At 59.0% G+C, this 23,055-nt stretch carries 16 protein-coding genes; 11 read left to right on the top strand and 5 right to left on the bottom strand.

Features of this window, described 5'->3' with window-relative positions; all coding sequences use genetic code 11:
• Window positions 1-115 precede the first annotated feature (115 nt).
• From AB4Z35_RS10550 to AB4Z35_RS10535, 4 genes are all read right to left on the bottom strand, one after another.
• Complete coding sequence (locus AB4Z35_RS10550; RefSeq protein WP_442096931.1) at window positions 116-679, bottom strand: BRO-N domain-containing protein; 564 nt, start codon at window positions 677-679, stop codon at window positions 116-118.
• Window positions 680-1,038: 359 nt separating this feature from the next.
• Window positions 1,039-2,286, bottom strand: coding sequence for a ribonucleotide-diphosphate reductase subunit beta (locus tag AB4Z35_RS10545; protein WP_007992761.1), 1,248 nt, complete (start codon window positions 2,284-2,286; stop codon window positions 1,039-1,041).
• A gap of 526 nt (window positions 2,287-2,812) precedes the next feature.
• The gene (locus tag AB4Z35_RS10540) at window positions 2,813-3,088 is read right to left on the bottom strand and encodes a hypothetical protein (protein ID WP_442096930.1); all 276 of its coding nucleotides are present in this window, start codon (window positions 3,086-3,088) and stop codon (window positions 2,813-2,815) included.
• 189 nt (window positions 3,089-3,277) lie between these two features.
• Window positions 3,278-3,541 (bottom strand): DUF2790 domain-containing protein, encoded by a 264-nt coding sequence (locus AB4Z35_RS10535; protein ID WP_116261909.1) that lies wholly within the window; start codon window positions 3,539-3,541, stop codon window positions 3,278-3,280.
• Between the two features lie 696 nt (window positions 3,542-4,237).
• Here AB4Z35_RS10535 and acs point away from each other — a divergent pair.
• From acs to argR, 6 genes are all read left to right on the top strand, one after another.
• Entirely contained in the window at window positions 4,238-6,193 is a 1,956-nt protein-coding gene (gene acs / locus AB4Z35_RS10530) for an acetate--CoA ligase (protein WP_007992764.1), read from the top strand.
• Between the two features lie 702 nt (window positions 6,194-6,895).
• Window positions 6,896-7,672 carry an ABC transporter substrate-binding protein gene (locus AB4Z35_RS10525; RefSeq protein ID WP_442096928.1) on the top strand — a complete coding sequence of 259 codons (777 nt, stop codon included), beginning with the start codon at window positions 6,896-6,898 and terminating at the stop codon, window positions 7,670-7,672.
• Between the two features lie 91 nt (window positions 7,673-7,763).
• Window positions 7,764-8,453 carry an ABC transporter permease gene (locus AB4Z35_RS10520; RefSeq protein ID WP_007992766.1) on the top strand — a complete coding sequence of 230 codons (690 nt, stop codon included), beginning with the start codon at window positions 7,764-7,766 and terminating at the stop codon, window positions 8,451-8,453.
• Window positions 8,450-9,148, top strand: coding sequence for an ABC transporter permease (locus tag AB4Z35_RS10515; RefSeq protein ID WP_008004231.1), 699 nt, complete (start codon window positions 8,450-8,452; stop codon window positions 9,146-9,148). Before AB4Z35_RS10520 ends, AB4Z35_RS10515 begins: the two co-directional genes overlap by 4 nt.
• A 37-nt stretch (window positions 9,149-9,185) precedes the next feature.
• Window positions 9,186-9,950 carry an ABC transporter ATP-binding protein gene (locus tag AB4Z35_RS10510; RefSeq protein WP_007971015.1) on the top strand — a complete coding sequence of 255 codons (765 nt, stop codon included), beginning with the start codon at window positions 9,186-9,188 and terminating at the stop codon, window positions 9,948-9,950.
• Between the two features lie 248 nt (window positions 9,951-10,198).
• Entirely contained in the window at window positions 10,199-11,179 is a 981-nt protein-coding gene (gene argR, locus AB4Z35_RS10505; RefSeq protein WP_008004229.1) for a transcriptional regulator ArgR, read from the top strand.
• A 3-nt stretch (window positions 11,180-11,182) separates the two neighbouring features.
• Here the strand turns inward: argR and AB4Z35_RS10500 are convergent, their stop codons facing one another.
• Window positions 11,183-16,204, bottom strand: a complete 5,022-nt coding sequence (locus AB4Z35_RS10500; RefSeq protein ID WP_442096927.1) for a dermonecrotic toxin domain-containing protein — start codon at window positions 16,202-16,204, stop codon at window positions 11,183-11,185.
• Between the two features lie 308 nt (window positions 16,205-16,512).
• Between AB4Z35_RS10500 and AB4Z35_RS10495 the strand changes: the two genes are divergently transcribed.
• From AB4Z35_RS10495 to astB, 5 genes are all read left to right on the top strand, one after another.
• Window positions 16,513-17,733 (top strand): aspartate aminotransferase family protein, encoded by a 1,221-nt coding sequence (locus AB4Z35_RS10495; RefSeq protein ID WP_008004227.1) that lies wholly within the window; start codon window positions 16,513-16,515, stop codon window positions 17,731-17,733.
• Window positions 17,734-17,927: 194 nt separating this feature from the next.
• Window positions 17,928-18,947 (top strand): arginine/ornithine succinyltransferase subunit alpha, encoded by a 1,020-nt coding sequence (aruF, locus tag AB4Z35_RS10490; protein WP_442096925.1) that lies wholly within the window; start codon window positions 17,928-17,930, stop codon window positions 18,945-18,947.
• A 73-nt stretch (window positions 18,948-19,020) separates the two neighbouring features.
• Window positions 19,021-20,046: an arginine N-succinyltransferase gene (gene astA / locus AB4Z35_RS10485; protein ID WP_007992775.1), complete on the top strand. Its 1,026-nt coding sequence runs from the start codon at window positions 19,021-19,023 to the stop codon at window positions 20,044-20,046.
• The gene (gene astD, locus AB4Z35_RS10480; RefSeq protein ID WP_442096988.1) at window positions 20,043-21,512 is read left to right on the top strand and encodes a succinylglutamate-semialdehyde dehydrogenase; all 1,470 of its coding nucleotides are present in this window, start codon (window positions 20,043-20,045) and stop codon (window positions 21,510-21,512) included. Before astA ends, astD begins: the two co-directional genes overlap by 4 nt.
• Before the next feature lie 162 nt (window positions 21,513-21,674).
• Window positions 21,675-23,021 (top strand): N-succinylarginine dihydrolase, encoded by a 1,347-nt coding sequence (astB, locus tag AB4Z35_RS10475; protein WP_218427269.1) that lies wholly within the window; start codon window positions 21,675-21,677, stop codon window positions 23,019-23,021.
• Window positions 23,022-23,055: the final 34 nt, after the last annotated feature.

Here is a 23,055-nt window from a genome sequence, read left to right as displayed (position 1 = left end):
CAATCGCCGAGGGTTAAATACCCTCGGACGATACTGAGTGGCCACTACGACTGTCTACGAAAATTCCTACACAAAGAAGAGAAGGTTCTTGCAGGCGGTCCTACAAGCAGGGCACCTAACCCATCGAATGCTTCGACGACTGAAACACCTGCGCAATCTTCCGCCACCAAGGCTTAACCACCGGCATCCGCCGTTGCGTGTGATCGAGCAACAGATAAGGCATGTCCCGAAGCCGAATCCAACCTTCATCCTGCCAGTGCAGCAGGCTCAGCGACATTTCCGGCCAATCCAACAAACTCAACATCGGCCGATCCGTATTGTCCGACTGCTCCGCATCACGTAAGGCTGGCACCACTTGATGGGTGATCCACTCACGCAGCAACCGATTTCCTGGTGCGTAGTGATACACCAACAGCGCATAAACACCGGACTCACTGAGCATCAAATGCTTTTCCGGTCGCCGGTAATACTCAATCCACACCGTTTGGTGCTGGTCTTTGTCTAGCTTGTTGACCATGCGTTCACTCAGATGAAAACCCATCAAGCGGCCGATATCGCGGGCGCAGAACCATGGTTGGTTTTCTAGGAGGAGGGCATGGAGAGAGAGGTTGTGGCGGGTGAAGATTGTTGGATTGAAAGGATCAGCCGTGACTGATCGGTGTTGTGTTTCTGCAGGCATATCCATTCCCCCTACGTGTGAAATTGATGAGGGCCGAACCCGACGTAGAGGATCTAAGAAATCCCAACAAGCTGTTCCTTTCAGACACAGGATTACGCATATTTAGCTGATAACAGCATGCGGTCTGTGTAGCGAAGTTAGCTTCTACGTTGGGCGTTTCTTAGGCACCTGCGGTAGAGCTTAGAGTCGCTTTGAATGGTCATCAATGCGGAAGGAGCTGGAATTTCCGTAGGAGTTTTGGCGATTACTGAAGATGCGAGTAAGAGTTTTCCTACCCCACAAAAAAGCCCCGATCAGATCGGGGCTTTCAGATGTTCGATTTGTCGATTCAAGTCGTCAAATCGCGGTTAGCTTGGGAATTAATCCCAGCTAAGCGCACCACCAGTTTGGTACTCAATTACACGAGTCTCAAAGAAATTCTTCTCTTTCTTCAAGTCCATAATCTCGCTCATCCAAGGGAACGGGTTAGTCGTCCCTGGGTACTCTTCCTTCAAACCAATCTGGCTCAAACGACGGTTAGCGATGAACTTCAGGTAGTCCTCCATCATCGCCGCGTTCATGCCCAACACCCCACGAGGCATGGTGTCACGAGCGTATTCAATCTCCAGCTGAGTACCCTGCAGAATCATCTGCGAAGCTTCTTCCTTCATTTCAGCATCCCACAAATGCGGGTTTTCGATTTTGATCTGGTTGATCACGTCGATGCCGAAGTTCAGGTGCATGGATTCGTCGCGCAGGATGTATTGGAACTGCTCGGCGACGCCGGTCATTTTGTTGCGGCGGCCCATGGAGAGGATCTGGGTGAAGCCGCAGTAGAAGAAGATGCCTTCCAGGACGCAGTAGTAGGCGATCAGGTTGCGCAGCAGTTCTTTGTCGGTTTCGACGGTGCCGGTTTCGAACTTCGGATCGGAGATCGAGCGGGTGTATTTCAGGCCCCAGGTGGCTTTTTTCGCGACCGACGGGATCTCGTGGTACATGTTGAAGATTTCGCCTTCATCCATGGCCAGCGATTCGATGCAGTACTGGTAGGCGTGGGTGTGGATCGCCTCTTCGAAGGCCTGGCGCAGGATGTACTGGCGGCATTCCGGGTTGGTGATCAGGCGGTACACGGCCAGGACCAGGTTGTTGGCAACCAGGGAGTCGGCGGTGGAGAAGAAGCCGAGGTTGCGCATCACGATGCGGCGCTCGTCGTCGGTCAGGCCTTCCGGGTTTTTCCAGAGGGCGATGTCGGCGGTCATGTTGACTTCTTGCGGCATCCAGTGGTTTGCGCAGCCGTCCAGGTACTTCTGCCAGGCCCAGTCGTACTTGAATGGCACGAGTTGGTTGAGGTCGGCGCGGCAGTTGATCATGCGCTTTTCGTCAACGGCGACACGGGCGGAGGCGCCTTCGAGTTCGGCGAGGCCTTCGGCGACGTCGAGGGAATCCAGGGCAGCCTTGGCGCGGGCAACGGCGGCGGAGTCAGACGCGGTCACGGCACGGGCTTCCAGGGCGGCGGCACCGCCAGCGCTGTCGAGACGGTCCATGTTGGCTTCGGTGGCGTGGCCAGCGTTGGCGCTCTTGACTGCTACTTCCGTGTCTTCTTTGTCGAATTCGTCCCAGCTCAGCATGACGTGTCGTCTCCTGCGTGAGGGCCAGTGTGCCCGTGTGAAAATGTATAGGTCGGTTTTTCACACGGCCTTACTGGCCGCGTTGGATCTAAAGGAATCGTTTTTTGCAGCAGCTATACGCAGGCATCAAACAGAATTTTGTACGGGGTTCCGAGAGCCACTGATGGGCGCAGCAAGCTTTGATCGCTTGTGCGGGGCTTCAGACTGGCTTTCATCCCTGTAAGGGAATATTGCAGGCCCGTTTAAGGCCGCATTATAGGGAAGTTTTGCGTGCTGTGGTGCGGCGAAATGGCTCACGGATCGGTCGACGGCGACCGTTTTTCGGTCAGAGTGAGGGTTTACAGGGCTTTGAACGATGTTGGCGGGGGAAGATTTTTTTTCCTGATTTTTTGCCCTGGATTATTTTTGCTCAAGAAATAACCAAAAAAGGCTTTTTTCACTACATCTTGTGTTTCGGTGGGGTTTTCTCAGGCTCCAGACACAACTAAGCCCGACCGAAGCCGGGCTATGAAGTCACGCTGGCGGATCAGCTCAGGCGAGCGGCACCGACGTGATCAGTGCCATCGGCGGCGAGGCGGGCGGCACCGGTGCGATCAGAGCCGTCGGACGCGAGTTTGCCAGCGCCAACGTGGTCTGTGCCATCGGCTGCAAAGGACGCCGAACCTGTGTGGTCGTAACCGTCGGAAGCGACAGAGGCTTCAGTGGTGTAAGCAGCCGAGCCGGTGCGGTCGTAACCATCGGCGGCGAAGGTGTTGGCAGCCAGGACGGAGAGGGTCAGGGCGAGGATCAGTTGGGTTTTCATGGTCATTGCTCCAGTTTCGCAGGCGTTGTTTGTCTTGGGTTGCAATTGATTCTACGCCTGCTAATTCGATTAAAAAGCGCAAATAAATGCTTAAAACAATCGATTAAATCGATCATTAAGGTTCGGCACTTCATCTGCCTGATAGCGGCGGGTGGGTCGAACCTTTTGGGGGAGGGGTGAAGCAGGGAGTCAGCCGTTAGAGCAACCGTTGCCCATCATGCTGTAGCGCAGGATATGCCGTTGACCGTGGGAATCTTCGTATTCCATTTTCATTGGCACAACTTCACAAACGTTCGGGGCTTCGCTCATGGAGATCACTTTGGCGATGTCCAGATTCATTGAGTAAGTGTATTCCTCAACGGGCGGTTGTTGCTGCGCGACATCAGTCGGGACCTCGCTTGCCATGGCGGTTACGCACACGCTGCCGAGGGCCAGAACCAATAAAGCTTTCATTTGAATTTTACCTTTCCAAGGTCGAGAGGGGGCACGCAATCCTTTTGAGATTGCGTGTGGAACTTCAGTGCCAGAGTGTTTGATTAACTGCCTTCGTGGGGGCTGCAACTTGGTTAATCAGATTGCCTTGTTGGCGTGGCAGATTTTAGGCGTCGACGCTTCGTCCATATAGGCGTGGATTTGATAAACACTTTTGACAGATCCTGTAACAATCCCCGAATAGCCTCTTCTTTTGTAGGAGCGAGCTTGCTCGCGATGAGCCAGAGAGCGCCGCGGGGTGTCAGRTTGGGCGCGTTATCGTTGACGACCWTCGCGAGCRRGCTCGCTCCYACAGGTACCGCTTTTGTRGGAGCGAGCYTGCTCGCGATGAGTCAGAGAGCRCCGCGGGGTGTCAGGTYGGGCGCGTTATCGTTGACGACCTYCGCGAGCAGGCTCGCTCCTACAGGTACCGCTTTTGTGGGAGCGAGCTTGCTCGCGATGAGCCAGAGAGCRCCGCGGGGTGTCAGGTTGGGCGCGTTATCGTTGACGACCTTCGCGAGCGAGCTCGCTCCTACAGGTTCCGCGGCGGTAGTGGGTTTGACGGTTTTTCACGACATTTTGTAGGGGCTTGTTACTACCATCGTCGAATGGTTCTATAGGCCCGGCCCGGCTACAACGGGGTCATACAAAAACAACTATTCCACCGAGGTAAGAAAGATGAGTGCGGCTTCCCTGTATCCCGTTCGTCCCGAGGTTTTGGCTAACACGCTGACCGACGAGGCGACCTACAAGGCCATGTACCAGCAGTCGGTCGTCAACCCGGACGGCTTCTGGCGCGAGCAAGCCAAGCGCCTCGACTGGATCAAGCCTTTCACCACGGTGAAGCAGACTTCCTTCGACGATCACCATGTCGACATCAAATGGTTCGCCGACGGCACCCTGAACGTTTCCTACAACTGCCTCGACCGTCATCTGGCCGAGCGCGGCGACCAGGTCGCGATCATCTGGGAAGGCGATGACCCTGCCGAAAGCCGCAACATCACTTACCGCGAACTGCACGAGCAAGTCTGCAAGTTCGCCAACGCCCTGCGTGGTCAGGACGTGCACCGCGGCGACGTGGTGACTATCTATATGCCGATGATCCCCGAAGCCGTGGTCGCCATGCTGGCCTGTACCCGGATCGGCGCGATTCATTCGGTGGTGTTCGGCGGGTTCTCGCCGGAAGCCCTGGCCGGTCGCATCATCGACTGCCGCTCGAAAGTGGTGATCACCGCCGACGAAGGCATTCGTGCCGGCAAGAAGATCCCGCTCAAGGCCAACGTCGACGACGCGCTGACCAACCCGGAAACCAGCAGCATCCAGAAAGTCATCGTGTGCAAGCGCACCGGTGGCGACATCAAGTGGAACCAGCACCGCGACATCTGGTTCGAGGACCTGATGAAAGTGGCCGGCACCGTGTGCGCGCCGAAAGAGATGGGCGCCGAGGAAGCGCTGTTTATCCTTTACACCTCCGGCTCCACCGGCAAGCCGAAGGGCGTGCAGCACACCACCGGCGGCTACCTGCTGTATGCAGCGATGACCCATGAGCGCGTGTTCGACTATCGCCCGGGTGAAATCTACTGGTGCACCGCCGACGTCGGCTGGGTCACCGGCCACAGTTACATCGTCTACGGCCCGCTGGCCAACGGCGCGACCACGCTGCTGTTCGAAGGCGTGCCGAACTACCCGGACATCACCCGGGTGGCGAAGATCGTCGACAAGCACAAGGTCAACATCCTCTACACCGCGCCGACCGCGATCCGCGCCATGATGGCCTCAGGCACTGCCGCTGTTGAAGGTGCCGATGGCAGCAGCCTGCGTCTGCTCGGTTCGGTGGGCGAGCCGATCAACCCGGAAGCCTGGGACTGGTACTACAAGAATGTCGGCAAGTCCCGTTGCCCGATCGTCGACACCTGGTGGCAGACCGAAACCGGCGGCAACATGATGAGCCCGCTGCCGGGCGCTCACGCCCTCAAGCCGGGTTCTGCGGCGCGTCCGTTCTTTGGCGTGGTGCCGGCACTGGTGGATAACCTGGGCAACATCATCGAAGGCGAGGCCGAGGGCAACCTGGTGATTCTCGATTCGTGGCCAGGCCAGGCGCGTACGCTGTTTGGCGACCATGACCGCTTCGTCGACACTTACTTCAAGACCTTCCGTGGCATGTACTTCACCGGTGACGGCGCGCGTCGCGATGCCGATGGCTACTACTGGATCACCGGGCGAGTGGACGACGTGCTCAACGTCTCCGGCCACCGCATGGGCACCGCCGAGATCGAAAGCGCGATGGTCGCGCACCCGAAAGTCGCCGAAGCGGCGGTGGTTGGTGTGCCGCACGACATCAAGGGGCAGGGCATTTATGTCTATGTCACCCTTAAAAACGGTGAAGAGCCGAACGAGCAACTGCGTCTGGAGCTGAAAAACTGGGTGCGCAAGGAGATCGGCCCGATTGCGTCGCCGGATGTCATCCAGTGGGCACCGGGCCTGCCGAAGACTCGTTCGGGCAAGATCATGCGGCGGATTCTGCGCAAGATTGCGACGGCGGAATATGACGGGTTGGGGGATATCTCCACCCTGGCTGACCCGAGTGTGGTGCAGCATTTGATTGATACGCACAAGACTATGAATGTCGCGTAAGCGGCGGTTGTGAGTCACTGAAAGCCCTGTCAGGTGTTGAGCCTGGCGGGGCTTTTTTGTGCCTGAGGTTTTTGTGTTGGCTGGGCTGGCCTCTTCGCGGGCAAGCCCGCTCCCACAGGTATTTGTGGTGTGATTCAGATCGCATATACGCCGCAAATCCCTGTGGGAGCGGGCTTGCCCGCGATGGCGATCTGCTAGGCGCTGCAGCAACATCTACCAATAATTATCGGGTTCCTCTGTCGGCTTTTTCCTACTGTTACCTGTGTTCTTTCAGGTTACTGAATGTGTAACCGCATCGCTTCAATACGGGGCATTGGGAAACGCCAGGCCCCACATCAGGGTTGAAAAGGCACCGCTGAAAAATAAGACCCCACGCTGCGCTTGCCGGATTAGAAGGGTTTGCCAATAATAGGCCCGCAATTTGCAATACAGATCGGTTCAATGTCTTTTGCTCTTGCATGATTTTGCAGGGCTGTCAACGCGCTAAAACGGCTTTCTCGGTGCTTCTGTAATTAGTTGTCGCATTGAAGAAATATCGGCCTCGGGCCTGTCGTTAGAATGCCGATCACTCGCTCGTCGTTGCTCGTGTTGAAATTTCGCACACGCAATGTAGGACGCAGCACTGCTTTCCGGTTCAACTCACTCGCATATTGGGCTGTTGCTCACTCTGCCGTTTTTGCCCATTACCGATGGAGTCCCAAGATGAAGAAACTCGTGCTGCTTGGCGCCCTGGCACTGTCCGTGCTGTCCCTGCCAACCTTCGCCGATGAAAAACCTCTGAAAATCGGTATCGAGGCGGCTTACCCTCCGTTCGCGTCGAAAGCGCCGGACGGCAGCATCGTTGGTTTCGACTACGACATCGGCAACGCTTTGTGCGAAGAGATGAAGGTCAAGTGCGTGTGGGTCGAGCAAGAGTTCGACGGCCTGATCCCTGCCCTCAAGGTGCGCAAGATCGACGCGATCCTGTCGTCCATGTCGATCACTGAAGACCGCAAGAAGTCCGTGGACTTCACCAACAAGTACTACAACACCCCGGCTCGCCTGGTCATGAAGGCCGGCACTCAGGTCAGCGACGGCCTGACCGAGCTCAAGGGCAAGAACATCGGCGTGCAGCGTGGTTCGATCCACGAGCGTTTCGCCCGTGAAGTCCTGGCCCCGCTGGGTGCCGAGATCAAGCCTTACGGTTCGCAGAACGAAATTTACCTCGACGTGGCCGCCGGCCGCCTCGACGGCACAGTGGCAGACGCTACGCTGCTGGATGACGGTTTCCTGAAAACCGACGCCGGTAAAGGTTTCGCGTTCGTCGGCCCTGCGTTCACCGACATCAAATACTTCGGCGACGGCGTAGGTATCGCGGTTCGCAAGGGCGACACGGCTGAGTTGGGCAAGCTCAACGCCGCCATCGCCGCCATTCGCGAGAACGGCAAGTACAAGCAAATCCAGGACAAGTACTTCGCCTTCGATATCTACGGCAAGTAATACGTCCCGGCGACAAGTCCGAAATGGCGCAAGCAACAGGATCTCTGAGGTTTGCGCCATTTTTTCATCCCAACTTTCGAGGACCTGAATCATGTTGAAAGGCTACGGGGCTGTCATCCTCGATGGCGTTTGGCTGACGCTTCAGCTCGCCTTGTCGTCCATGGCCCTGGCCATTGTCCTGGGCCTGATAGGCGTGGCACTGCGTCTGTCGCCAGTGCGCTGGCTGGCCTGGCTGGGCGATCTGTATTCCACGGTGATCCGCGGTATTCCCGACCTGGTGCTGATCCTGCTGATTTTCTACGGCGGCCAGGACCTGCTCAATCGCGTCGCTCCGATGCTCGGTTATGACGAGTACATCGACCTGAACCCGTTGGTGGCCGGTATCGGCACCCTGGGCTTCATCTTCGGTGCGTACCTGTCGGAAACCTTCCGTGGCGCCTTCATGGCGATCCCCAAAGGTCAGGCCGAAGCCGGCATGGCCTACGGCATGAGCAGTTTCCAGGTGTTCTTCCGGGTGTTGGTGCCACAGATGATTCGTCTGGCGATTCCGGGTTTCACCAACAACTGGCTGGTATTGACCAAGGCCACCGCGCTGATTTCGGTGGTGGGTCTGCAAGACATGATGTTCAAGGCCAAGCAGGCGGCCGATGCCACCCGCGAGCCTTTCACCTTCTTCCTCGCAGTGGCGGCGTTGTACCTGGTGATCACCAGTGTCTCGTTGCTGGCATTGCGTCACCTTGAGAAGCGCTACTCGGTAGGCGTAAGGGCGGCTGATCTATGATCTTCGACTACAACGTCATTTGGGAGGCCTTGCCGCTGTACTTCGGCGGCCTGGTGACCACCCTCAAACTGCTCGCGCTGTCGCTGTTCTTCGGCCTGCTGTGCGCATTGCCGCTGGGCCTGATGCGCGTCTCGAAGAACTCGGTGGTCAACATGTCCGCCTGGCTCTATACCTACGTGATCCGCGGCACGCCGATGCTGGTGCAGCTGTTTTTGATCTATTACGGTCTGGCGCAGTTCGAAGCGGTGCGTGAGAGCTTCCTCTGGCCGTGGCTGTCCAGCGCAACGTTCTGTGCGTGCCTTGCGTTCGCGATCAACACCAGCGCCTACACCGCCGAAATCATCGCTGGCAGCCTGCGCGCCACGCCGAACGGTGAGATCGAAGCAGCGAAGGCCATGGGTATGTCGCGCTTCAAGATGTACAAGCGCATTCTGCTGCCGTCGGCCCTGCGCCGGGCACTGCCGCAGTACAGCAACGAAGTGATCATGATGCTGCAGACCACCAGTCTGGCGTCCATCGTGACCCTGATCGACATCACCGGTGCTGCGCGCACGGTCAACGCCCAGTTCTACCTGCCGTTCGAAGCCTACATCACGGCCGGCGTGTTCTACCTGTGCCTGACCTTCATGCTGGTGAAGCTGTTCAAGATGGCCGAGCGCCGCTGGCTGGGCTACCTGGCCCCGCGCAAGCACTGAATACCACTGACTGACTGTTTTTGTGAGAACCGACCGCATGTACAAACTTGAAGTCCAAGACCTGCATAAACGCTATGGCAGTCACGAAGTGCTCAAGGGTGTGTCCCTGAAAGCGGCAGCCGGCGATGTGATCAGCATCATCGGCTCCAGTGGCTCCGGCAAAAGTACTTTCCTGCGCTGCATCAACCTGCTGGAGCAGCCGCACGCGGGCAAGATCCTGCTCAACAACGAAGAGCTGAAGCTGGTGGCGAACAAGGACGGCGCGTTGAAAGCTGCTGATCCGAAGCAGCTGCAGCGCATGCGTTCGCGCCTGTCGATGGTGTTCCAGCATTTCAACCTGTGGTCGCACATGACCGCGCTGGAAAACATCATGGAAGCGCCGGTGCATGTGCTCGGCGTGTCCAAGGCCGAAGCCCGTGAAAAGGCCGAGCACTACCTGAACAAGGTCGGCGTGGCCCATCGCAAAGACGCGTACCCGGGCCACATGTCCGGCGGCGAGCAGCAGCGCGTGGCGATTGCTCGTGCGCTCGCGATGGAACCTGAGGTGATGCTGTTCGACGAACCGACCTCGGCCCTCGACCCGGAGCTGGTCGGCGACGTGCTGAAGGTCATGCAGGCCCTGGCCCAGGAAGGCCGGACCATGGTTGTGGTGACCCACGAAATGGGCTTTGCCCGTGAAGTGTCGAACCAGTTGGTGTTCCTGCACAAAGGTGTGGTCGAAGAAAGCGGCAACCCGCGTGAAGTGCTGGTGAACCCGCAATCCGAGCGTCTGCAGCAATTCCTGTCCGGCAGCTTGAAGTAATCAGGACTGCCGTTGTGCACCGCGATAGTGCATGCTTCGCAGTCTAAAGGCTGGCCCTGATCCCCTGTGGGAGCGGGCTTGCTCGCGAATACGGTGTGACATTCAACACAGATGTCGACTGATCCACCGCTTTCGCGAGCAGGCTCGCTCCCACATTTAGATCTTTGCCGGTTCTGAGATTTGCGTTCATTTACGGGCTAGCATTGGCCCATGCCTTCATCATTGTTCTCCGCTTCGGATTGCCCACCATGACTGCCCATCGAATTGGTTTCCTGATTTGGCCCAGCACTAAAGCACTGACGCTTGCGCTGGCTGAGGAGGCCTTGCGTGTTGCCCAGCGTGTGCATCCGGACGTGGTCTACGAACTGTCGTTCCTGCAGGCCGAACCTCCGAGCGAAAGCGCCTGGCAATTGCCGGGTGAAGCATGGACCGGCAAGCTCGAGAACTTTCAGAAACTGTTCCTGCTCGCTGACGAGCCACCGACTGCACTGGCGCCGGCACTCAGCAGTGCGCTCAAGCAGCTGGTGCGTTCCGGTTGCGTGATCGGTGGTCTGTCGGCCGGCGTGTACCCGTTGGCGCAGCTGGGTTTGCTCGACGGTTATCGCGCGGCCGTGCATTGGCGCTGGCAGGACGATTTCGCCGAACGCTTCCCGAAAGTCATTGCTACCAGCCACTTGTTCGACTGGGATCGCGATCGCCTGACCGCGTGCGGCGGCATGTCGGTACTCGATTTGCTGCTGGCGGTGCTGGCCCGCGACCACGGTGCGGAACTGGCGGGTGCGGTGTCCGAAGAACTGGTGGTCGAGCGCATTCGTGAAGGCGGTGAACGTCAGCGTATTCCGTTGCAGAACCGTCTCGGCTCCAGCCATCCGAAGCTCACGCAAGCCGTGTTGCTCATGGAAGCCAACATCGAAGAACCGCTGACCACCGACGAAATCGCCCAGCACGTGTGCGTGTCCCGTCGGCAACTGGAGCGCATCTTCAAGCAATACCTCAACCGCGTGCCGAGCCAGTACTACCTGGAGCTGCGCCTGAACAAGGCCCGGCAGATGTTGATGCAAACCAGCAAGTCGATCATCCAGATCGGCTTGTCGTGTGGCTTCTCCTCGGGGCCGCATTTCTCCAGCGCCTATCGCAATTTCTTCGGTGCCACGCCGCGGGAAGATCGCAACCAGCGGCGCAGCAGCAGCCCGTTCGAGTTGTCGTCGGTGCCGTCCGAGCGCGGTTGAGGTTCACTCGTCAGGCTCGGAATCTTCCGACGTCGACACCTCCATTTCCACTCGTTGGATGACGGCCTCTACACTAAAATCCGTGGTGGTTTTTTTGCAGTAGGCGATAAGGATTTGCAGGCTCTGTTCGTTTAGCGGATTGCCTCGCAGATTGATGCTTTCGGCGATTTCCAGCGGCAGCTCCAGAATGTCGCTGGGGATGTGAACGATCTGGTTGTCACTTAAGTCCACCAACTCCAATGACTTCAACTGCAATAAGCCAGCGGGCAGTTCACTGATGCCGGAGTCGTTCAGGATCAACGTTGCGAGGTCGGACATCTGGCTGACATCCGGTGCAAGTGCAAGCGGATTGTCACTCAAATCCAGATAGTCAAGGCGTTCCATTCCCGCCAATCCCTGGATGTCGTTCGTGCTCAGGGTGAGATTGCATTCGCTGAGCGTCAGCGCCGTCAGATCGCCCATTTTCAAGATCGCGTCTGGAATTTCCTGCAGTGAGTATTCGCGCACGGTCAGGCTCTTGAGGCGTGAAAAGCGTTGCAGAAACGGTCCGGCACCCGACGTCATTCCAGCGTCGCTGCGCAGGCTCAAGGCCGTGACATGACTGAAGTCGGCGCTCAGTGCGGGTAGATCACCAGTGATGATCGTGTTCAGGGTCATCTCATAAGTGAGTTCGGGCGATTCATTGAAGTCGTCCAGATCGGTTTCCCGGCGCCAGCAGCGTTCCATCAACAGCTTGAACTCATCGCGGTTGAGGTGCTCGAGCAAAAGTTGTTGAGCGGTGAAGGGTTGGCCGCTGTCGGGATGAACAGCCGGGATATCGGCGGTCCAGGCTGCCAGTTCGTTGCGCAAGGTGTCGTACTCGGTTTCCAGGCGTGCGAGATCGGTTCTACCGTCGGCGAGCGTACCGGGCAGGCGATAGATGAAGTCGCTGGCTTGCTCATGGTCCAGCCCTGGATAAAGCACTTGCAGGCGCTGGATGTCGGCCTGGCCGGCAAAGACGCCAAAGTCACGGCGAGTCTGGTTGAAGTGGATTTTTATCCGCTCGCGACCGGCAGCGGAAATCGGGTTGCCACCCAGGTCGAATCCTTCCTGCACGCTGTTCGGCAGACTGAACAGCGCGGCGGGAAGTTCGGTGATCCGGTTGTCGTTGAGCAGCGCGGTACGAAGGCGGGGGCGCGACATCAATCCGGGTGGCACTTCGGACAGGCCGGTACCGGAAACATCGATGTAGTTCAGGTCTGGCATGTTCTCCAGAGCTGGAACCAACCCAAGAGGGTTTTTATAAAGGTCGAGCACCTGAAGATTGTTCAGCGAGGCCACCACGGTCTGGCTGCGTGCGTTGAGGGTGACTGCGCAGTCGCTCAGGATCAGTTCATTGAGCTGTGGCCACTGCTCAATGGCGTCCGGCAGTTGACCGAGGTTGAAATTGCGCAGCGCCAGCCGATGCAGGCCGGTAAATCCCTTGAGGAATTCGTTCACGCCGTGGGTGGTGCGATGACCCTCCAGCATGAAATTGTGAACTTGCGCAAAATCGACGCTCAGCCTGGGTAGCTCCCCCCATATTGGCTGGGAGAACTGGAAGGAAACCTGTGCGTCATTGGCGCTATCCCAGGTGGACTGGCGACGCCAGCAATCCAGCAATTGTCCCATCAGCTGGCGACGGATGTGTTGCTGGTTGCGTATTTGGTCGGCGCTGAAGCTGAATTGCATGTCCGGAGCGAATCGTGGGACTTCAATGAACCAGTTATTGAGCTCTTCAAACAACTGCACGTGCTGGTTGATCAGCCGGTGCAACTGCGCACGGGGGCCGTCGGGATGCTGCTGCAAGCGCTCAACGAAGCGTTGCAGTTGCTCTGGCGTCAAATGCGGAAACAGTGAGTGAGTCCGGGTTTGGAGCGAGGGGGTATTGAGGGGCATCTGCCGATAGCCATCGGTGCCGCCAAGCAAACGCATCACGGTGGGATCGTAGGTGGTTTTAAGGATCGGGTGCTGTGCGAGCAGCAAACGCAATGCGTCACGATCCAGTGCGTGTTCACGAATCATTTGCTGGAGTCTTTCACCCTCGCCGATGTTGACGTTCAAGGCGATTCGCTCGCTGTCGGGCAACGCCTGCAACAGGCTTGAATACAGTGTGTCGGCATTGTTCAGAGGTTCTCCGTCAGCATCAAAGGCTTCATAGGCGCCTTCGGCGTTCAATGCCAGCACCTTGCGCGACGCAGCCTCTGGATTGCCGATGCTGTCGATCAGTGGACCGTCTTTTGTGTAGTTGCGGATTTCCAGCCGGACTTGTCCCGACCAGCCTGGCAGGCGTTCCAGCGAATGCAGGGCCAATCGATGGGTGTCAATGTTGTGGGGTGTCGATGGCAGATCGAGCCCTTCACAGGCGCGTGTAATCCGCACTTGAAGGTTTGCTTGCTGCGCCATCTCACGCAGGCGTATTGGCACTTTCCCATTTTCGATCTGACGCCGCTCTGCGGTATTGGCACTGTCGAGCAGCGCCTCGGCAACACTGGTGGGCAGGCCCGGTTCAGCGTCTTTGATGTGTTGCACCGATGAACTGACGCCATGTTCAAGCCTGCGGTAGCGTTGTTCGAACAAAATGTGCCTTTTTGTCTGCGCCAGCGTTGCCAGGTGGTGACGCAAGGTTCGGGCCCGGTTTGCAAGGCTGGGCGTGGGTGCACCGAACTCCTCCTGCATCAGTGTCCTTGCTTCGCTATCGCTCAGGGTTTGCAACACAGTCTGCAGCAAGTCGTTATCAACCAGTCGTGCCAGGTCGATCTGCACCAAAGGCTGGTCTGCGGCGACGCGCTCCCAAACGGTGTTCGCCCCGTCAACCAGGCGCAGCCCTTGATTCGCCGGCCAGTAACCGTAATCGCAGAGCAGTTCCAGTTGTGTGGCCGGGTCGGCACTGAGGTAGTCGTCGGCGCGTTGGCTGTCGATCCGCTCGATGAAAATCTGAAGATCCTGATCAATCTTGAAACGCTCGAGCGTGTCGGCCAGCAGTGGCGGCAGTTGTCCATTGCCCACATGCATTTTACGCAGGGCATTTTCGTGGCTGCCGCTGATGCTCAACATGCGTTCGCGCTCGCTCGATGAAAAGCGCTGCATGTCGGCACCGATGCGCCGCAGCAGGGTGGTCTTGTCCCAGGTCAGTGGTTGGTCGAGTGCCGTTTGCCAGGCGCCTTGGCCATTGTGCGCCAGGGCAGGTTGATAGGCGTCGGAGCGAGTGGGGTGTTCGATGCGATGCTGGCCGGTCAGCGGATCGTCAGTGACGGAATATTGTTTGCCTTCCAGCGAGAGCACGGTTTTGCCCTGGTGCCGATGCAGTCCCAGCGCATCAGTTTTTGCCTGCTCGGGCAGCGCGATGGATTGCTGGTACGTCGTCAGGTCCGGCTTCCAGTAACGGGCTTCGCCATTCGGCCGTTTGACTGAGTTGAAACGATCGATGAACTGTACGATTTCCCGTGGCAACACTGCACGAAATTCACCTGCTGCGATCACGCCGCCCGCAGCAAAGGTGCCCACTTGCACGGCGGATTCAACGGCGCCGATCAAATGCCCTATGGCTTCCCGGCCCTGGCCTTCGGCCCAGTCGATGATGCCTTCGAAGGTTTCATCGAGTAACTGGTACGCCATGTAAGCCATCATCAGCTCGCCAAGAAACGGTACGAACGGCAGCGCGATAAACGCTGCAATGTTCAGCAGCGCCGAGGCGATTTCGCTGAAGGAGTCCCACAGTGCCCAGCGCGCCTTGCGGTCGACTGTGGCGGTGGAAACGGCGATGACCCGAGCGTCGTTGAGGATCTTGTCGAGTTTGCGCTGGTACAGATGAACCCACAGGTCACCCTCGATCGGTGCCGATCCCAGTCCCAGGTTTGCGCGCGGATTTGTGGACTCTCTCCAGGTCGGGCGTGAATCGCCCGGTTCGACCGGTTGCCATGTAACAGGCGTGAGCGATTGGTTCAATTGCGAGAAAAAATACCCGCGATCTTCATGGTTGATGAAACGACTGAAAAACTGTTGATAGGCCGGGTCACGCAGGCGCTCGCCGAGTTCGAGCGCAAATGCCGCAGAAGAGGGATAGGTCTTGATTGGATGCCGCGGGTCATCGGGAATGTAGGCCACCACACTGACCGTTTCGCGAGCACCCTGCAGATCCGGCGCAAACATCACGATGCCCGTCAGGCGGGCATTCATGAGCGTCAATTCGTGAGCGCCCCATGCTTGACCGTGCAACCGCAAGTTCGGTAGCCCTTCGATCAGGCCCAGGATCAGGCGCTGGATACCGCTGCCCAAAAGTTTTTGCATGTGCGGCATGTGCAAGGCCGCTGTCAGCGCTGTTTTCTGGCTCTCGTGAATTTTGGGCTGCAGGATGGCTGCGACTACCGGGTTGCTGATGCCCAGATTTTCTTCCAGATAGGTTTTATAGCGCTCGCCAATGTCCAGGTCCCGGCACAGGCGGGTAAACGCCACGATGGGCATCTTTTCCAGAATCGTTGGCAGGGTGGTGAACTGCCTGGTGGAAGAGGGTGGTGTGATGTAGGTCGAGGCGGGTTCAAAGGCGTCAGTTTCGGTTTCAGCGTTTTCGAAGTTGTGCAGCGCCGCGTCCAGCAGCGACACGGTCCAGATGCGTGCAGCCCCGGACTTCATGCGCAGCCAGGGGATGTGTGCGGGAATATAAAGGCGCAGAAAGATTTTGCTGACGTCCAGTTCCAGGTCGAAACGACTCTTGAGTGCAGCTTTCAACAGCGGTTCGGCGAAGGCTGAGGGATTCAGCAGATTCGCCAGGGCCCGATCAACCCGACCCTGGCTCAGCGCATGGGTGGAAATCAGTTGGCCGAGTTCAGCGTGTTGATCTTGCGAGGCATCCTTGAGGCTGTCCGCCATTTTCGGATTGACGTTGCCTAGCGCTTCACGACGTTGTGGGGTTGCCTGGCGCAGCCAGGAAGGAATGATATTGAGCAGATGCTGATAATGCGCATCGGGCCTGGAAGCCTCGAGGGTGTCGCTGTGGTCGGTATTCATGGGGATAGGGGTCGTCGATGTTGAGAGGCGCCTAGGAAAACCCGTAAACACGAGCGACGTGCGGTACATATTTACTGCACGGGTCGAATCGGCATCGGTATCGACGATGCAACCTGCCGCAAACCTGCGCCGCCAGTTAAACTGCGCCTTTGCGACCCTATATGTCGCATTGCCGTAAACCCGGGAAAATCCGGGGTTTGCGCTATAAGAAGTTGTCGCTTGGCGGCAAGGCCGGGCTGAAAACTGTCCTTACAATCCTCACCAAGCTCGCCAGTTTCAGGCGAGTGTTTTCTCTTCAGGAGACTCCGATGTCCGTTGAGCACGCTGCGGTACAACGCGCCGATTTCGATCAGGTAATGGTTCCCAACTATGCGCCTGCCGCATTCATTCCTGTGCGTGGCGCCGGTTCCCGCGTCTGGGACCAGTCCGGTCGCGAGCTGATCGACTTCGCCGGCGGGATTGCCGTTAACGTATTGGGCCACGCGCATCCGGCGCTGGTCAGTGCCTTGACCGAGCAGGCGAACAAGCTGTGGCACGTGTCCAACGTGTTCACCAATGAGCCGGCCCTGCGCCTGGCGCATAAGTTGGTCGACGCCACCTTTGCCGATCGCGCCTTCTTCTGCAACTCCGGCGCCGAAGCCAACGAGGCCGCTTTCAAGCTGGCCCGTCGCGTCGGCTTCGACCGTTTCGGCAGCGAGAAGTACGAAATCATCGCGGCGCTCAACAGCTTCCACGGCCGTACCCTGTTCACCGTGAACGTCGGTGGCCAGTCGAAGTACTCCGATGGCTTCGGTCCGAAAATCACCGGCATCACCCACGTGCCGTACAACGATCTGGCCGCACTGAAAGCCGCCATTTCCGACAAGACTTGCGCTGTGGTTCTGGAGCCGATCCAGGGCGAAAGCGGTGTCATCCCGGCCGAACTCGAATACCTGCAAGGTGCCCGCGAACTGTGCACCGCGCACAACGCGCTGCTGATCTTCGACGAAGTGCAAACCGGCATGGGCCGCACCGGCCACCTGTTCGCCTACCAGCATTACGGTGTGATCCCGGACATCCTGACCAGCGCCAAGAGCCTGGGCGGTGGTTTCCCGATCGCCGCCATGCTGACCACCGAAGACCTGGCCAAGCACCTGGTCGTCGGCACCCACGGCACCACCTACGGCGGCAACCCGCTGGCGTGTGCTGTCGCGGAAGCTGTTATCGACGTGATCAACACCCCTGAAGTGCTGGCCGGCGTCAATGCCAAGCACGACAAGTTCAAGGCGCGCCTTGAGCAGATCGGCGAAAAATACGGCCTGTTCACCAAGGTCCGTGGCATGGGCCTGCTGATCGGTTGTGTCTTGAGCGATGCCTGGAAAGGCAAGGCCAAGGACATCTTCAACGCCGCCGAGAAAGAAGGCCTGATGGTCCTGCAAGCCGGCCCGGACGTGGTGCGTTTCGCCCCGAGCCTGGTGGTGGAAGACGCCGATATCGATGCCGGTCTGGACCGCTTCGAACGTGCCGCAGCAAAACTGACGCAAGCCTGATAGACCCTTCGACGCCTGAGTTTTCGGGCGTCGAACCCAATTTTTATGCCGGCCCCGCTTTTCTGTAGGAGCGAGCCTGCTCGCGATGGTGTGTCAGTCGACACCGATGTGGCTGACCCACCATCGCGAGCAAGCTCGCTCCTACAACGGGCCCGGCTTATTTTCCCCGAAGAGTTTTGAAAAGGAGTGACACCATGCTGGTGATGCGCCCCGCGCAAATGGCTGATCTGGGCGAGGTACAGCGTCTGGCTGCGGACAGCCCGATTGGTGTCACTTCCTTGCCGGATGACGTTGAACGCCTGAGCGACAAGATCGCGGCAAGCGAAGCTTCGTTCGCCGCCGAAGTGAGTTTCAACGGTGAGGAAAGCTATTTCTTCGTCCTCGAAGACTCTGCCACCGGCAAGCTGGTCGGTTGCTCGGCCATCGTGGCATCGGCCGGTTATTCCGAGCCGTTCTACAGTTTCCGCAACGAGACGTTCGTGCACGCTTCGCGTGAGCTGAAGATTCACAACAAGATCCACGTGCTCTCCCAGTGCCATGACCTGACCGGCAACAGCKTGCTGACCAGCTTCTACGTGCAGCGCGATCTGGTGGGTTCGCCGTGGTCGGAACTCAACTCCCGTGGCCGTTTGCTGTTCGTGGCCAGCCATCCGGAGCGTTTTGCCGATTCCGTGGTGACCGAGATCGTCGGTTACAGCGATGAAAACGGCGACTCGCCATTCTGGGATGCCATCGGGCGCAACTTTTTCGACCTCAACTACGCTGAAGCCGAGCGTCTGTGCGGCCTGAAGAGCCGTACGTTCCTCGCCGAACTGATGCCGCATTACCCGATCTACGTGCCCCTGCTGCCGGACTCCGCGCAAGAGGCGATGGGCCAGGTGCACCCGCGGGCGCAGATCACCTTCGACATCCTGATGCGCGAAGGCTTCGAGACCGATCACTACATCGACATTTTCGACGGCGGCCCGACCCTGCATGCCCGCGTCTCGGGGATCCGTTCGATCGCCCAGAGCCGTGTGGTGCCGGTGAAGATCGGCGAGCCGGTCAAAGGTGTCGGTCGCCAGTACCTGGTGGCCAATGCCCAGTTGCAGGATTACCGCGCTGTGATGCTCGAACTCGATTACGCGCCGGGCAAACCGGTGACCCTGGATCTGGAAGCGGCCGAAGCCCTGGGCGTCGGTGAAGGTGCCAGCGTGCGCCTGGTGGCGGTTTAACACCTGCTTTAAAGAATGCTTAGAAAGCAGCGAGTTTCACGGGTGGCGCAAGCGGCCCGTTTGAGGAGATAGCATGATCGTTCGTCCCGTACGCAGCAGCGATTTACCCGCTCTGATCGACCTGGCCCGCAGCACCGGCACCGGCCTGACCACCTTGCCGGCCAACGAAGAACGTCTGGCCCATCGGGTTGGCTGGGCCGAGAAGACCTTTCGCGGCGAAGCCGGGCGGGGCGATGCGGACTACCTGTTCGTGCTCGAAGATGACAACGCTCGCGTGGTGGGTATTTCCGCCATTGCCGGCGCCGTCGGCCTGCGTGAGCCCTGGTACAACTTCCGGGTCGGTCTGACCGTTAGCGCCTCCCAGGAATTGAACATTTATCGTGAAATCCCGACGCTGTTCCTGGCCAACGACCTGACCGGTAACTCGGAGCTGTGCTCGCTGTTCCTGCACGCCGATTACCGCAGTGGCCTCAACGGTCGCATGCTGTCCAAGGCGCGGATGCTGTTCATCGCCGAATTCCCGCAACTGTTCGGCAACAAGATCATTGCCGAAATGCGCGGTGTTTCCGACGAAGCCGGGCGTTCGCCGTTCTGGGAAAGCCTGGGGCGACACTTCTTCAAGATGGAATTCAGCCAGGCCGATTACCTGACTGGCGTGGGCAACAAGGCGTTCATCGCCGAACTGATGCCGAAATTCCCGCTGTACACCTGCTTCCTGTCGCCGGATGCGCGCAACGTGATCGGTCAGGTTCACCCGGACACCGAACCGGCGCTGGCCATGCTCAAGAGCGAAGGTTTCAGCTACCAGGGCTACGTCGACATTTTCGACGCAGGTCCTGCGATCGAGTGCGAAACCGGCAAGATCCGCGCAGTGCGCGACAGCCAGGCGCTGGTGCTGGCCGTAGGTACACCGGGTGACGACGCCACGCCGTTCATCATTCACAACCGCAAGCGCGAAGACTGCCGCATCACTGCTGCGCCGGCACGTCTGGCCGCCGGCACCCTGGTGGTCGATCCGCAGACCGCCAAACGTCTTCAACTCAACGCTGGCGATCAAGTGCGCGCCGTGGCGTTGTCCGCAGCTCGGGAGTCGAAATAATGAAGTCGCTTTATATCGCAGGTGAATGGCTGGCAGGTGGGGGCGAAGCCTTCGAGTCGCTGAACCCGGTGACCCAGCAGGTGTTGTGGTCCGGTGTCGGTGCTACCGCCGCTCAGGTCGAATCGGCTGTGCAAGCTGCGCGTCAGGCGTTCCCGGGCTGGGCACGGCGTACCCTGGAAGAGCGTATCTCGGTGCTGGAAGCCTTTGCTGCTGCGCTGAAAAACCATGCGGACGAACTGGCCCGCACCATCGGCGAAGAAACCGGCAAACCCCTGTGGGAAGCCGCGACCGAAGTCACCAGCATGGTCAACAAGATTGCCATCTCGGTGCAGAGCTACCGCGAACGTACCGGCGAGAAGAGCGGCCCGCTGGGCGACGCCACCGCTGTGCTGCGCCACAAGCCCCACGGTGTGGTGGCGGTGTTCGGTCCTTACAACTTCCCGGGTCACCTGCCGAACGGCCACATCGTGCCGGCACTGTTGGCGGGTAACAGCGTGCTGTTCAAACCAAGCGAGCTGACGCCGAAAGTGGCCGAACTGACGGTCAAGTGCTGGATTGAAGCCGGTCTGCCGGCCGGTGTGTTGAACTTGCTGCAAGGTGCTCGCGAAACCGGCATCGCTCTGGCGGCGAACCCGGGCATCGACGGTCTGTTCTTCACCGGCTCCAGCCGTACCGGTAATCACCTGCACCAGCAATTCGCCGGTCGTCCGGACAAGATCCTGGCGCTGGAAATGGGCGGTAACAACCCGCTGGTGGTCGATCAGGTCGCCGACCTCGATGCCGCGGTGTACACCATCATCCAGTCGGCCTTCATCTCTGCCGGCCAGCGCTGCACCTGCGCCCGGCGCCTTCTGGTGCCGCAAGGTGCCTGGGGCGACACGTTGCTGGCACGCCTGGTGGCGGTCAGCTCGACCATTGAGGTCGGTGCCTTCGATCAGCAACCAGCGCCGTTCATGGGCTCGGTGGTCTCCCTTGGCGCTGCAAAAGCACTGATGGATGCCCAGGAACACCTGCTGGCCAATGGCGCCGTGGCGCTGCTGGAAATGACTCAGCCGCAGGCCCGGTCGGCCTTGCTGACCCCGGGCATCCTGGATGTGAGCGCCGTCGCCGATCGTCCTGACGAAGAGCTGTTCGGCCCGTTGCTGCAAGTGATCCGCTACGCTGATTTTGATGCGGCGATCGCTGAAGCCAACGACACCGCATACGGCTTGGCCGCTGGTCTGCTGTCGGACTCCGAAGCGCGCTACCAGCAGTTCTGGCTGGAAAGTCGCGCCGGTATCGTCAACTGGAACAAGCAGCTGACAGGTGCTGCAAGCAGCGCGCCATTCGGCGGCGTCGGCGCCTCGGGCAACCACCGCGCCAGCGCCTACTACGCGGCGGACTACTGCGCGTACCCGGTGGCCTCGCTGGAAACGCCGAGCCTGGTGTTGCCTGCGGCACTCACGCCTGGCGTGAAAATGGCGTAGCGCCCATTCGCGGGCAAGCCCGCTCCCACAGTGGTTGAGTGGAACACAAGATGTGTGAACACCACCGAACCTGTGGGAGCGGGCTTGCCCGCGAAGGCCGCGCCTCGGTCTCAAATCTAGTTACTGAAGCCTATAACAACAGATTCTCGTGGAGCCTCGCTGATGAAATCCTATGAAGTCAATTTTGACGGTCTAGTGGGGCCGACCCATAACTACGGCGGCCTGTCCTACGGCAACGTCGCGTCCCAGAGCAACAGCCAGCAGTCTTCCAACCCCAAGGAAGCGGCGCTGCAAGGCCTGGCGAAGATGAAAGCGCTGATGGAAATGGGTTTCCAGCAAGGCGTGCTGGCACCGCAAGAGCGCCCGGATGTGGCTGCACTGCGTCGCCTGGGCTTTGGCGGCACCGATGCACAGGTGATCGAGCGCGCTGCCAAAGAGGCGATGCCGTTGCTGGTGGCCAGTTGCTCGGCCTCGAGCATGTGGGTGGCCAACGCCGCCACGGTCAGCCCGAGCGCCGACACCGCTGACGGTCGTGTGCATTTCACCGCTGCCAATCTCAACTGCAAATATCACCGCAGCATCGAACACCCGACCACCAGCCGCGTGCTGGGGGCGATGTTCGCTGACCAGAAACACTTCGCTCATCATGCTGCCTTGCCAGCCGTGGCGCAGTTCGGTGATGAAGGCGCGGCCAACCACACGCGTTTCTGCCGTGAATACGGCGAAGCTGGCGTCGAGTTCTTCGTATTCGGTCGCAGCGCATTCGACACCCGCTACCCGGCACCGCAGAAGTACCCGGCACGCCAGACCCTCGAAGCGTCCCAGGCCGTTGCCCGCTTGCACGGCTTGAGCGATGACGGCGTGGTCTATGCCCAGCAGAACCCGTCGGTGATCGATCAGGGCGTGTTCCACAACGACGTGATCGCGGTCGGTAACGGCGAAGTACTGTTCTATCACGAGGACGCGTTCCTCGAGACTGAGCAGATGCTGGCTGAACTGCAGAGCAAACTCGCCAAAGTCGGTGGGAAATTTCAGTCGGTCTGTGTACCGCGTTCCGCAGTAAGCGTGGAAGACGCGGTTCGTTCCTACCTGTTCAATAGCCAACTGCTGTCGCGTCCTGACGGCTCCATGCTGTTGATCGTGCCGGAAGAATGCCGTGGCAACGAGCGTGTCTGGCAGTACCTGCAGGGTTTGACCAGCTCCGGCGGCCTGATCCGCGAAGTGAAAGTCTTCGATCTCAAGCAGAGTATGCAGAACGGTGGTGGCCCGGCTTGCCTGCGGTTGCGCGTCGCACTCAACGAAACCGAACTGGCGGCCGTCAATCAAGGGGTTATCATGACGGCGCCGTTGTACGGCACACTGACCGAATGGGTCGAGAAGCACTACCGCGACCGCATGACCGAAAACGATCTGGCGGACCCGCAATTGCTGCTTGAGTGCCGGACGGCACTGGATGAACTGACGCAAATCCTTAAACTGGGCGCGGTTTATCCATTCCAGATCAATTGATCGACGGCGCGCCGCCCTCTACGGCAGCGCGCTG

Origin of the sequence: Pseudomonas sp. KB_15 (genome assembly GCF_052114525.1) — a bacterium.
In the GTDB taxonomy this organism is placed as follows: domain Bacteria; phylum Pseudomonadota; class Gammaproteobacteria; order Pseudomonadales; family Pseudomonadaceae; genus Aquipseudomonas.
The sequence above is the reverse complement of the archived record's forward strand: the minus strand, read 5'-3'. Positions and strand labels throughout refer to the sequence as shown.

Bases quoted from the DNA above. Each gene is read 5' to 3' on its own strand.
- AB4Z35_RS10550 (WP_442096931.1), bottom strand. From the start codon at position 679: ATGCCTGCAGAAACACAACACCGATCAGTCACGGCTGATCCTTTCAAT.
- AB4Z35_RS10545 (WP_007992761.1), bottom strand. From the start codon at position 2,286: ATGCTGAGCTGGGACGAATTCGACAAAGAAGACACGGAAGTAGCAGTC.
- AB4Z35_RS10540 (WP_442096930.1), bottom strand. From the start codon at position 3,088: ATGAAAACCCAACTGATCCTCGCCCTGACCCTCTCCGTCCTGGCTGCC.
- AB4Z35_RS10535 (WP_116261909.1), bottom strand. From the start codon at position 3,541: ATGAAAGCTTTATTGGTTCTGGCCCTCGGCAGCGTGTGCGTAACCGCC.
- acs (WP_007992764.1), top strand. From the start codon at position 4,238: ATGAGTGCGGCTTCCCTGTATCCCGTTCGTCCCGAGGTTTTGGCTAAC.
- AB4Z35_RS10525 (WP_442096928.1), top strand. From the start codon at position 6,896: ATGAAGAAACTCGTGCTGCTTGGCGCCCTGGCACTGTCCGTGCTGTCC.
- AB4Z35_RS10520 (WP_007992766.1), top strand. From the start codon at position 7,764: ATGTTGAAAGGCTACGGGGCTGTCATCCTCGATGGCGTTTGGCTGACG.
- AB4Z35_RS10515 (WP_008004231.1), top strand. From the start codon at position 8,450: ATGATCTTCGACTACAACGTCATTTGGGAGGCCTTGCCGCTGTACTTC.
- AB4Z35_RS10510 (WP_007971015.1), top strand. From the start codon at position 9,186: ATGTACAAACTTGAAGTCCAAGACCTGCATAAACGCTATGGCAGTCAC.
- argR (WP_008004229.1), top strand. From the start codon at position 10,199: ATGACTGCCCATCGAATTGGTTTCCTGATTTGGCCCAGCACTAAAGCA.
- AB4Z35_RS10500 (WP_442096927.1), bottom strand. From the start codon at position 16,204: ATGAATACCGACCACAGCGACACCCTCGAGGCTTCCAGGCCCGATGCG.
- AB4Z35_RS10495 (WP_008004227.1), top strand. From the start codon at position 16,513: ATGTCCGTTGAGCACGCTGCGGTACAACGCGCCGATTTCGATCAGGTA.
- astA (WP_007992775.1), top strand. From the start codon at position 19,021: ATGATCGTTCGTCCCGTACGCAGCAGCGATTTACCCGCTCTGATCGAC.
- astB (WP_218427269.1), top strand. From the start codon at position 21,675: ATGAAATCCTATGAAGTCAATTTTGACGGTCTAGTGGGGCCGACCCAT.